Origin of the sequence: Mesorhizobium sp. AR10, assembly GCF_024746795.1 — a bacterium.
Classification (GTDB): Bacteria; Pseudomonadota; Alphaproteobacteria; order Rhizobiales; family Rhizobiaceae; genus Mesorhizobium.
The window spans coordinates 590,416-602,279 of the sequence record NZ_CP080523.1 but is presented as its reverse complement, the minus strand read 5'-3'; the positions used below and the strand labels follow the sequence as shown (position 1 = coordinate 602,279).

Here is an 11,864-nt window from a genome sequence, read left to right as displayed (position 1 = left end):
CTAAACCGTGTTGATTTCGTCTGGGCTGGGCTCGTCAACTTGTGAATCGGCGTGCAAAATTGGCTCTGACTCACATTTGATGATTTTCGCTGCTGGCGTTGTGCTGTTTTCTGAGGGGAATCAGCACCATGGTGAGAAATTTGCGTTTGTCGTCGTTGATCCCGGCGGGATTAGCCGTCGAGGCCATCGCCGAGAGCGAAGGAGTGATTGCCGTTACCGCCCGCTCAGGGGCGCCAGCGCGACCTTGCCCTCTTTGCCGCAGAGTGTCGCACCGGATCCATAGCCGCTATCTTCGACGAGTTTCGGATCTTCCCTGTACCGGGATGAAGGTAGAGCTTCACCTCGTCGCCCGCCGCTTTATCTGCGATGCGCCATTGTGCCGTCGACGAATCTTCGCTGAACGCTTTGACGACTGCGTTGTCGCCGAGCGATCCCGCCGGACCTCGCGATTGGAGTGTATCGTTCATCATCTTGGGCTGGCGCTCGGCGGCCGGCCGGCGGCCAGTTTTGCGAAGCGGCTGATGGTCCCGGTCAGTAATGACACGCTGCTGCGGGTGGTGCGGCGACGGGCCTGTTTGCAAACAGATCCTCTCAAAATTGTCGGCATTGATGATTGGGCCTTCCGTCGCGGCCATCGTTACGGCACGATCGTCTGTGATCTGGAGCGGCGGCGGATCGTGACGCTGTTGCCTGATCGTGAGGTTGCCACCGTCGAGGCCTGGCTCGCCGACCATCCTCAGATCGAAACCGTCTCGCGCGACCGCGGCGGCGGTTACGGTGAAGCGACCGCGAAGGCGTTGCCCGAAGCGATTCAGGTCGCCGACCGCTGGCATCTCATGGAGAATGCGAGTGCGGCTTTCCTCGACGCCGTCCGCAAGTCGATGCGGACAATCCGAACTGCGATCGGCGCTACGACGATCAATCCCGATCTGCTCACCTACGCGGAGAAGCGGCAATACGAAGGCTATCTGCGGCGTGAGGAGACAAATGCGGCAATCATGAAACTTGCCAGCAAAGACATCCCCATCAAGGAGATCGTGCGTCGCACCGGCCACAGCCGTAAGCTGGTCCGTCAGGTGGTCCGTGGCCAGCGGACCGATATCTTCCGCGCCCGCCAGAGTTCACTCGAAGCCTGGCTGCCCTTCCTGGACGGGCAATGGAAATCTGGTTGCCACAATGCAAGCGAGCTTTGGCGACGGCTGAAGACAAAGGGCTTTCGGGGACGTCTGGGTGTCGTCAGCGAATGGGCAAGGCGACGACGACGCGCCGAACAGGCATCCGATCAGCAGCTCCACAAGGTGCCATCAGCCAGAACGATCGCACGGTTAATGACGACGGCGCGCGATCATCTGAACAAAACCGACACTGTGATGATCGCCGTCATCGAGGCGGGTGTGCCCATGCTGGTGGAAGCACGCAATCTGATCGCTGGTTTCCATTCCATGATCCGCAAGAAAGTCGCCGATGAGCTCGAGCCGTGGATCGCCGACGCCAGCAAAAGCCTCATTGCGTCTTTCGCCAATGGCATCATTCGCGACCGTGCTGCCGTCCGCGCCGCGATCACCGAGCCATGGTCCAACGGGCAGACGGAAGGACAGATCACCAAGCTCAAGCTTGTGAAGCGGCAGATGTACGGCCGCGGAAAGTTTGACCTTCTCCAAGCACGTTTGATCGGTGCTGCCAATATCATCGAGAGTGCGTCAGACCCCAAAATTGACCCCATGAGCCGGGGAATCGGCGTCCAATTTTGGGTCTGACTCACATTTGATGATTTTGCATGGCGGCGTGGTGCTGTTTTCTGAGGGGAATCAGCACCATGGTGAGAAATTTGCGTTTGTCGTCCTTGATCCCGGCGGGGGTGCCGTCGCAGGAGTGGTTGGAATTGTGAGTTGGCGTAGTCTCCGGGGTGTCAAACCTCGAATCATCCGGCGTTAGAGCGCCGGACAGGAGACTACGCCATGACAAGGACTACCATGAATGCGGAAGCCGTTCATCCTGGGGATGAGGCGACGAGCTATCTTTTCGACAACTGGTTTGATCCGATTGAAGCTGGCCTGCGCGAGCGGGTGCGCGGCTTCATCGAGACGATGCTCGAGACCGAGCTGGACGCGGTGCTTGCCCGTCCCCGTTATGGCCGGCAGCCGGCGGCGCGCGGTGATGAGACCACCGGTGTCGCCGGCCACCGCCACGGCAGCCGGACGCGCACGCTGACGGGGACCTTCGGCACCACCGAGCTCACGGTTCCGCGGGCGCGCCTCGATGCCGGCGAGGACAAGACGGTGGAATGGAAGAGCAAGGCCTTGCGCGCCTATCAGCGGCGCACGATGGCCGCCGACGCGCTGATCGCGTCGAGCTACCTGGCGGGCACGAACACCAGGCGCGTGCGGCGTGCGCTCGCCGCGCTGTTCGGCGGCGCGATCGGCAAGGACGTCGTCAGCCGCACCTGGCGCAAGGTGAAGACGGACTGGGACGCCTGGAATGCCCGCTCTCTGGCCGACGAGCCGATCGTGCGCCTGATCCTCGACGGGACGGTGGTTCGTGTCAGGCTCGACCGCAAAGCGACCTCGATCTCGCTGCTCGTGGTCATCGGTGTGCGCGCGGACGGCCAGAAGATCCTGCTCGCGGTCAAGAATATGGGTGGCGAGACGACGGAGGCCTGGCGGGCCATTCTCGACGATCTCGTCGGGCGCGGCCTGCGCCGACCTGAGTTTCTCATGGTCGATGGCGCACCTGGCTTGGACAGGGCGATCGCCGCGCTGTGGGACGGGGTGCCGGTGCAGAGATGCACGGTTCACAAGCACAGGAATCTGCTTGCCCATGCTCCCGAGCGGCTGCATGAGGAGATCAGCGCCGATTACACCGACATGATCTACGCGGCCACGCCGGAGGAGATCGAGAGCCGCCGCAAGGCGTTCCTGCGCAAATGGCGGCTCAAGTGCCGGGCGGTGGCCGATAGCCTGGAGGAGGCCGGCGAGCGTCTCTTCGCCTTCACCCGGCTGCCGCCGAGCCAATGGAAAAGCGCCAGAACAACAAACGCGATTGAGCGTCTGCATGAGGAGTTCAAGCGGCGCATCAAGACCCAGACCGTTCTGCCTTCGGCCGAAACCGCGGCAATGTTGTTCTGGGCGTTGATGGCGTCCGGTCAAATCTCGATGCGAAAGATCGACGGCTGGCAGACGCTTCCTACGAAGCCACGCGATCAGCAGATTGACCTCGCCGCATGAGCCGATAATCTTAACCTACCGGAGGCTGCTCCGCCGAATTCCAACACGACCCGCTACGGCACCCCGGCGGGATTGGTCGTCGAGGCCATCGCTGAGAACGAAGGAGTGATCGTCATTACCGCGCGGTCAGGGACGCCGGCGCGGCCTTGCCCTCTTTGCAGCAGAGTGTCGAGCCGGGTCCACAGCCGCTATGTTCGACGCGTGTCCGATCTTCCCTGTAGTGGGACGAAGGTAGAGCTCCGCCTCGTCGCGCGGCGCTTCGTCTGCGATGCAACGTTGTGCCGTCGACGAATCTTCGCCGAGCGCTTTGACGACAGTGCTTCGCGTCGCAACGACTCTGGCTGAATCGGCGGTGAATTCACTTGTCGGCAAGCGGATGGTCAAGAAACAGCAGATCCGTTGGTCGCTCCACGGTGCTCACATGCTCATGCAGGTCAGGACGGCAGATCTCAACGGCGAGCTTCGCAATCGATTGCGGGCACCGTTCCGACAGCCAGAGCCGAACGTGCCACCACTATTCAAGCCCAAACCGCCTCTCCTGCGCGCCGCCTAACCCCAGAGAAGTTACCGGTCTCCGCCGAAAACCTCGACGAGGACGGTCCGTTGCGAGCTGACCCCATGCACGGTGCCTGTACTTGCCGACGGATGGCGCCCTCGAACTGCTCCGGCTTTAGATGCGCCAAACGTTGCCGGTCACCGCTCTTGTGAAGGTCATTAGACGGAGTAGTACATCTTAAACTCGATGGGTTGCGTGGTCCTCTCGACGCAGGTGACCTCCTCCATCTTCAGCTTGATATGGCTATCGATGAAGTCGTCATCGAAGCTTCCGCCAGCCTTAAGGAACGCGCGGTCCTCGTCAAGACTGGTAAGAGCTTCGCGCAGCGAACCGCAGACAGTCTGGATCTTCTGCTGCTCGCACTGCGGCAATTCGTAGAGATCCTGATCCATCGGTACTCCGGGATCGATCTTGTTCAGGATGCCATCGAGACCGGCCAGCAGGATCGCCGCGAAGGCGAGGTAAGGATTGGCGGCTGAATCAGGAAAGCGGACCTCGACCCGCGTGGCCTCCGGCGAGGTCGCCAACGGAATGCGGCAGGAGGCAGAGCGATTACGGGCTGAGTAGGCCAGCAGAACCGGAGCCTCGTAGCCGGGGACGAGACGCTTATAGGAGTTCGTCGTCGGGTTGGTGAAGGCGTTGAGCGCCCGGGCGTGCTTGATGATGCCGCCGATGTACCACAGGCATTCCTGGGACAGGCTGGCATACTTGTCGCCGGCGAAGAGAGGCTTGCCGCCCTTCCACAGCGACTGGTGCACGTGCATGCCCGAGCCGCTCTCGCTAAATACCGGCTTAGGCATGAAGGTCGCCGTCTTTCCATAGGACTTCGCGACATTGAGAACACAATATTTAAGGATCTGGATCGCGTCGGCGCTGCGAACTAGGGTGTCGAACTTTATGCCGAGTTCGTGCTGGGCGGGAGCCACCTCGTGGTGATGCTTCTCGACTATCACGCCCATGGCCTTCATGGTTGCCAGCATCTCACCGCGCATGTCCTGACCGGAATCCAGCGGCGGAACCGGAAGGTAGCCGGCCTTGGTCTGGATGCGGTGACCGTGGTTGCCACCCTCACGATGCGGATCGCCGTTGACCGGCAGCTCGGAGGATGTGAGCTTGAAGCCGGTGTCGTAGGGGTCAGACGCAAACTCCACGGAGTCGAACACGAAGAACTCGGATTCGGGGCCGACATAGACCGTATCGGCAATTCCCGTGGACTGCAGGTAGGCCTCGGCCCTCTTCGCGATGCGGCGCGAATCTCGGTTGTATGGCTCGCCCGTCTCCGGCTCGAGAATGTCGCAGTTGATCGTCAGGGTGGACGCCGAGGTGAACGGGTCCATCTGGGCGGTCGTCGGATCGGGCATAAGGGTCATGTCGGACTCGTTGATCGCCTTCCAGCCGGCAATGGACGAGCCGTCAAACATAATGCCGTCAGCAAACGTGTTCTGGTCGGCTGTCGAGGCGTCGACAGTGATATGATGCAACTTGCCGCGCGGGTCGGTGAAACGGAAGTCGAGGTATTGGACGTCGTCATCTTTGATAAACTTAAGCACAGTCTTGGCGGTCTGCATTATGTCTGGCCTCTTCTGCCTGTTAAGATTGCCCTCTGCACTGAGGCCTAGGATTGGTGAAGGTGAGCTTAGATCCCGTCCGATCGGAGTAACGGCGCTTTTTGTGGATGTGATCATGGAACGTTTTCTCCACCGCCCATTTTCATGCGCTCCGTATCCTCGAGCGCGCGGCGGTACTCGACCGGCATCACCTTGCGGAACTTCGGCCGGTAGTCCGCCCAGTGATCGAGGATCTCCTTGGCGCGGGCCGAACCGGCGTAGTGCAGATGGCTCGAGATGAGTCGGTAGAGCCGCTCCTCGTCATGCCGCGTCATGTCGCCCGAGACGTCGACCATGCCTTCGTGTATGAGGTCGCCGCCGTGGTGATGCAGCTTCTCCAGCATGTCGTCCTCCTCCAGCACCGGCTGCAGCTCGACCATGGCCATATTGCAGCGCCGGGCGAAATCGCCCTCCTCGTCGAGCACATAAGCGACACCGCCCGACATGCCGGCCGCGAAATTGCGGCCGGTGCCGCCGAGAACGACGACGACGCCTCCGGTCATATATTCGCAGCCGTGATCGCCGACGCCTTCGACGACCGCGATCGCTCCGGAGTTGCGCACCGCGAAGCGTTCGCCGGCGACGCCGTTGAAGTAGCACTCGCCGGAAATCGCACCGTAAAGCACGGTGTTGCCGACGATGATCGACTGATGCGGCACGATCCGCGCGTTCTCCGGCGGCCGCACGATGATGCGTCCACCCGAGAGCCCCTTGCCGACATAGTCGTTCCCGTCACCGACTAGGTCGAAAGTGATGCCGCGGGCGAGAAACGCGCCGAAGGACTGGCCCGCCGTGCCCTTGATGGTCACGTGGATCGTATCGTCCTTCAGCCCTCTATGGCCCCAGCGCTTGGCAAGTGCGCCCGAAAGCATCGCGCCGGCCGAGCGGTCGACGTTCTTGATTTCGGCCTCGAAGGCGACCGGCACCTTGGTCTCCAGCGCGAGCTTCGCCTTCTCGATCAGCCTGCGGTCGAGAATGTCGTCGATCGGATGGTTCTGGCGCTCCGTCCAATAGGTCGCTTCCTTCGGAGCCTCCTCCTTGTGGAAGATATTCGAGAAGTCGAGGCCCCTCGCCTTCCAGTGCTCGATCATTCCGTCGCGATCCAGCAGGTCCGAGGACCCGATGACGTCGTCAAGCTTTCTGGCTCCAAGCGATGCGAGGATTTCGCGCACTTCCTCCGCAACGAAGAAGAAGTAGTTGACGACATGCCCCGGCGTCCCCTTGAAACGCTTCCGGAGCATCGGATCCTGGGTAGCGACGCCGACAGAACAGGTGTTCAGGTGACACTTGCGCATCATGACGCAGCCGACCGCGATCAACGACGCGGTGGCGAAACCGAATTCGTCGGCGCCGAGCAGTGCCCCGATGACGACGTCGCGGCCGGTCTTCAAGCCGCCGTCGACCTGCAGAGCGATGCGAGAGCGCAGACCATTGCGCACCAGCCTCTGCTGCGTTTCGGCAAGGCCGATCTCCCAGGGGCTACCCGCATGCTTCACCGAGGTCAGCGGCGCAGCACCGGTGCCACCGTCGAAACCGGAAATCGTGATGTGATCGGCGCGCGCCTTGGCAACGCCGGCCGCAACCGTGCCGACTCCAAATTCGGAAACCAGCTTGACCGAGATGTCAGCCTCGGGATTGACGTTCTTCAGATCGTAAATCAGCTGCTCCAGATCCTCGATCGAATAGATGTCATGGTGCGGCGGCGGCGAGATCAGGTCTACGCCCGGAGTCGAGTGCCGCGTCTTGGCGACGGTCGCATCGACCTTGTGGCCCGGCAGGTAGCCGCCTTCGCCGGGTTTTGCGCCCTGCGCCACCTTGATCTGCAGCACGTCGGCATTGACCAGATATTCGGTGGTGACGCCGAAGCGGCCCGAGGCGATCTGCTTGATCGCCGACCGCTCGGGGTTCGTCGAGCCGTCCGGCAGCGGCAGGTAGCGATCGCTCTCCTCGCCGCCTTCGCCAGTGTTCGACTTGCCGCCGATCCGGTTCATCGCGACTGCCAGCGTCGTGTGCGCCTCGCGGCTGATTGAGCCGAAGGACATCGCTCCCGTCGAGAAGCGCTTGACGATCTCCGATGCCGGCTCGACCTCCTCGACAGCGATCGGCTTGCGGCCGGCTGCCTCGGCGTCCTTGATCGTGAAGAGCCCGCGGATCGTGTTCATGCGGCTCGCCGACTCGTTCATCATCGCGGAGAACTCGCGATAGCGGTCCTCGGCATTGTCGCGCACCGCCTGCTGGAGCGAGGCGATGGCGGCCGGCGTCCAGGCGTGGCTTTCGCCGCGCATGCGGAAGGCGTATTCGCCACCGACGTCGAGCGCATTGGCGAGCACCGGATCGTTGCCGAAGGCGGCCTTGTGGCGAGAGACGGTTTCCGCCGCGAACTCCTCGAGGCCGATGCCTTCGATCGTCGTCGCCGTACCCAAGAAGTACTTGCGGACCAGCTCGGACGAAAGGCCGACGGCGTCGAAGATCTGCGCGCCGCAATAGGACTGATAGGTGGAGATGCCCATTTTGGACATGACCTTGAGGATACCTTGGCCGACCGCCTTGATGTAGTTGTGGAAGACTTCCTTCTCGTCGAGTTCCTTCGGAAACTCGCCGCGCTTGTGCATGTCGATGAGCGTGTCGAAGGCGAGATAGGGATTGATCGCCTCCGCACCGTAACCGGCGAGCAGGCAGAAATGATGGATCTCGCGCGGTTCGCCGGATTCGACGACGAGGCCGACCGACGTGCGCAATCCCTTGCAGAGCAGGTGGTGGTGCACGGCTGCGGTGGCGAGCAGCGCCGGGATCGCGACGCGGTCCGGGCCGATCTGCCGGTCCGAAAGCACGATGATGTTGTAGCCGCCCTTGACTGCCGCTTCCGCCCTTTCGCACAGACGGTCGAGCATCTCCGGCATGCCTTCGGCACCGCGGGTAATGTCATAGGTGAAATCGAGCGTCTTGGTGTCGAAGCGGTCTTCGGTGTGGCCGATCGAGCGGATCTTCTCGAGGTCGCCATTGGTAAGGATCGGCTGGCGGACCTCGAGCCGCTTCGCATGTGCCATGCCCTCGTGTTCGAGGATGTTCGGGCGCGGACCGATGAAGGAGACGAGGCTCATCACCAGTTCCTCGCGGATCGGGTCGATTGGCGGGTTGGTGACCTGGGCGAAGTTCTGCTTGAAATAGGTGTACAGCAGCTTCGGCTTGTCGGACATCGCCGAGATCGGCGTGTCGGTGCCCATCGAGCCGATCGCCTCCTGACCGGTCGTCGCCATCGGCAACATCAGGAGCTTCGTATCTTCTTGCGTGTAGCCGAAGGCCTGCTGCCGGTCGATCAAGGAGACGTCGCGGTGCAGCAGTGCCCGGGGCCCGACCGGCTTCAGCTCTTCGAGGATCAGCTGGGTGTTGTCGAGCCATTGGCGATAGGGATGCTTGCCGGCAAGCGACGACTTCACTTCCTCGTCGGAAATGATGCGGCCCTCTTCCATATCGATCAGCAGCATCTTGCCGGGCTGCAAACGCCATTTCTTGACGATCTTGTCCTCGGCGACGGGCAACACGCCCGCCTCCGACGCCATGATGACGCGGTCGTCGCTGGTGACGATATAGCGCGCCGGGCGAAGGCCGTTGCGGTCGAGCGTGGCGCCGATCTGGCGGCCGTCGGTGAAGGCGACCGCCGCCGGCCCATCCCACGGCTCCATCAGCGCCGCGTGATATTCGTAGAAGGCCTTGCGCTCCTGCGCCATGAGCTGGTTGCCGGCCCAGGCCTCCGGGATGAGCATCATGACGGCATGCGAAAGCGAATAGCCGCCGCGCACGAGGAATTCGAGCGCATTGTCGAAACAGGCCGTGTCCGACTGGCCTTCATAGGAGATCGGCCAGAGCTTGGAAATGTCGTCGCCGAAGAGCGGCGAGGAAACGGACGCCTGTCGTGCCGCCATCCAGTTGACGTTGCCGCGCAGCGTGTTGATCTCGCCATTGTGGGCGACCATGCGGTAAGGATGCGCGAGCTTCCAGGACGGGAAGGTGTTGGTCGAGAAGCGCTGGTGTACGAGCGCAACCGCCGACTGGAAGCGTTCGTCGGCGAGGTCCTTGTAATAGGCCCCGACCTGATAGGCGAGGAACATGCCCTTGTAGACGATGGTGGTGGTCGACAGTGACACGATATAGAAACCGAGATCGCCGCCGGCTTCCGCATAGATGCGGTTGGAGATCACCTTGCGGAGCGTGAACAGCCGCCGTTCGAATTCATCTTTCGTGGCTGCCTCGCGGCCGGCACCGATGAACACCTGGACATGATGCGGCTCGGTCGCAGCGATGTCCGGCGCTTTGGAGAGCAACGAATTGTCGACCGGCACGTCACGGTAGCCGAGTAGAATCTGGCCTTCCTCGGCCACGACTTCGCTGATCACATCCTGGAAATGGGCGACAAGCTTCTCGTCGCGCGGCATGAAGAGATAGCCGACGGCATATTCGCCTGCCTTCGGCAAGGTAACGCCCTTCTTCGCCATCTCCTCGCGAAAAAAGAGGTCCGGGATCTGAACGAGAATGCCGGCGCCATCGCCCATCAGCGGATCGGCACCGACCGCGCCGCGGTGGGTCAGGTTTTTGAGCATGGAGAGGCCATCGCGCACGATCTGATGCGACTTCTCACCCTTGAGATGCGCGACGAAGCCGACCCCGCAGCCATCGTGTTCGTTTCGCGGATCGTAGAGCCCCCGCGCACCAACCTGGCCCCAATCGCGTGCCTCTGTGGCCATAATCGTCTTGGCATTGGTATCGGCAATTGGTGTTGTCATCGACCTTAGCCCCTCTTCTGCTTTGGATTCGCGTCGATGTCGACTTGGTATCACCTCCAGAAGGGCGGCCTTTTCGGCGAGCGCCACGACAATCGCCTTCAGCGCATCAACGTCGTCCGGAAGCTCTTCGGCAGCCATCGCCATGACTGGCATCACAGCATGTTCGCAGCCGTTTTCCCAACGCTTTCAATGGCCTGATTCAACTTGCCACAGGCTCTTCAGCCTACCGATTGCGGCCGCCTCACCACCGCCGGCCGGACCTTCTTCCAGTCCAGCCCGTCAACCAGCGCCAAGAGCTGAGCGTGGTTCAGCTGAACACGCGAGGGCCCGATGCGTGGCCAGCAGAACTTCGTTTCCTCGAGCGTCTTGGCAAACAGGCATACCCCGGACCCGTCCCACCAGACCGCCTTGATTCTGTCCGCTCTTTTCGAGCGGAACACGTAAAGCGCGCCGTTGAACGGTTATGTGGCGCGCAATTTCGCCTCGGACTTGGTGTTGCGGTTGTTGGTCATGGTCTTTTCCTTTGGTTGATGGTTTCTGTCCCGGAGGACGGTTCCAAAGGAGACGGCGCTCAAAGCGGACTTATACCCAACACGGGAGCGCAGCGAATGGAGCGGGCAGGATCGGGACAAGATGCCGGGCGAGCATTGTTGTCCCTTTCAGAGGCAGATAGCAGCAGCAACAAGCTCAGGGCGAGTGCCATCGGGCCTAAGAGTCGGTTTGGAAAATCACGGATGGGCGTTTCTGCGTAGCATGATGCCGCCCATGGCGACGAGGATCATGGCCTGCGAGACATCGATGCGCTGCTCGTAATCGCGCACGAGGCGTCGCCACCGGATCATCCATCCGAACGTCCGTTCGACGACCCAGCGACGCGGTAGAACCTTGAAGCCTTTCTGGTCGTCGGAGCGGCGGATGATCTCGACGATGAAGTCGAGATAGCAGGCCTTATCCATCAGCTTGAGCCGGTCATAGGCCCCGTCGGCGAAGAGATGCTTGACCCACGGCCAGCGTTTGCGGATGCCGTCGAGTATCGCCTGCGCACCCGCGCTGTCGGAGATGTCAGCGGTGGTCAGGTTGACCATCAGGAGCCGTCCGTCCGTATCGACCGCAATATGGCGCTTGCGCCAACGATCTTCTTACCCGCGTCGTAGCCTCGTGCTTTTGCATGGGGTGCCTTGATCGACTGACTATCAATCACACCAGCGCTGGGTGAAGGTTCGCGACCCTGCCGCTCGCGGTCGAGCATCAGTTCCACGTCGTGGATCGTCTGAAAAAGGAAGCGCCGTGCCAACTCGCGGAACCAGCTATAGACCGTCTGCCACGGCCCAAAATGAATGGGCAACATCCGCCACCCACAGCCTGAGCGCACCAGATAGCGCACCGCGTTGATTACCTCCCGAAAATCCACCTCGCGGGGACGCCCACGCCGACCAGGAACCGGCATCAGTGGCGCGATCCGCTCCCATTCCTCATCTGTCAGATCACACGGATAACGCTTCGTCTTACGCGCGATCTTGGCAACACGGCCACGGCTCTGTTCGGTCCACATCCACGCTCTGAATCAGACTTCATGCGCAAACGAAACCCCTCAAATCCGATTTTCCAAACAGCCTCTAAGAGAAGGCTGGCCCGAACGAGGCTCCTGTGTCGGTGCATTTGCGAATTTCGGACGTTTGCTTTGGCCGCACTCCGG

The 11,864-nt window shown here is 61.6% G+C and carries 5 protein-coding genes and 3 pseudogenes; 4 read left to right on the top strand and 4 right to left on the bottom strand.

Features of this window, described 5'->3' with window-relative positions; all coding sequences use genetic code 11:
- Positions 1-128: 128 nt before the first annotated feature.
- From LHFGNBLO_RS02820 to LHFGNBLO_RS02805, 4 genes and pseudogenes are all read left to right on the top strand, one after another.
- Positions 129-1,757: an ISL3 family transposase gene (locus tag LHFGNBLO_RS02820; RefSeq protein WP_258599998.1), complete on the top strand. Its 1,629-nt coding sequence runs from the start codon at positions 129-131 to the stop codon at positions 1,755-1,757.
- A gap of 216 nt (positions 1,758-1,973) precedes the next feature.
- A complete protein-coding gene (locus tag LHFGNBLO_RS02815) occupies positions 1,974-3,224 on the top strand; it encodes an IS256 family transposase (protein WP_258600494.1) in 1,251 nt (416 codons plus the stop codon).
- Between the two features lie 105 nt (positions 3,225-3,329).
- The gene (locus LHFGNBLO_RS02810) at positions 3,330-3,569 is read left to right on the top strand and encodes a transposase family protein (protein ID WP_413774617.1); all 240 of its coding nucleotides are present in this window, start codon (positions 3,330-3,332) and stop codon (positions 3,567-3,569) included.
- Positions 3,547-3,777, top strand: a pseudogene (locus LHFGNBLO_RS02805) (hypothetical protein); the annotation flags it as partial. The gene LHFGNBLO_RS02810 and the pseudogene LHFGNBLO_RS02805, both read left to right, overlap by 23 nt.
- A 161-nt stretch (positions 3,778-3,938) precedes the next feature.
- Here LHFGNBLO_RS02805 and glnA read toward each other — a convergent pair.
- The 4 genes and pseudogenes from glnA to LHFGNBLO_RS02790 form a co-directional block, all read right to left on the bottom strand.
- Entirely contained in the window at positions 3,939-5,348 is a 1,410-nt protein-coding gene (gene glnA / locus LHFGNBLO_RS02800) for a type I glutamate--ammonia ligase (RefSeq protein WP_258599997.1), read from the bottom strand.
- Between the two features lie 113 nt (positions 5,349-5,461).
- Positions 5,462-10,129 carry a glutamate synthase large subunit gene (gene gltB, locus LHFGNBLO_RS02795; RefSeq protein ID WP_258600492.1) on the bottom strand — a complete coding sequence of 1,556 codons (4,668 nt, stop codon included), beginning with the start codon at positions 10,127-10,129 and terminating at the stop codon, positions 5,462-5,464.
- A 257-nt stretch (positions 10,130-10,386) separates the two neighbouring features.
- Positions 10,387-10,617: pseudogene (gene tnpB, locus LHFGNBLO_RS33595) on the bottom strand (IS66 family insertion sequence element accessory protein TnpB); the annotation flags it as partial.
- A 279-nt stretch (positions 10,618-10,896) separates the two neighbouring features.
- Positions 10,897-11,720: pseudogene (locus tag LHFGNBLO_RS02790) on the bottom strand (IS5 family transposase).
- Between the last annotated feature and the right edge of the window lie 144 nt (positions 11,721-11,864).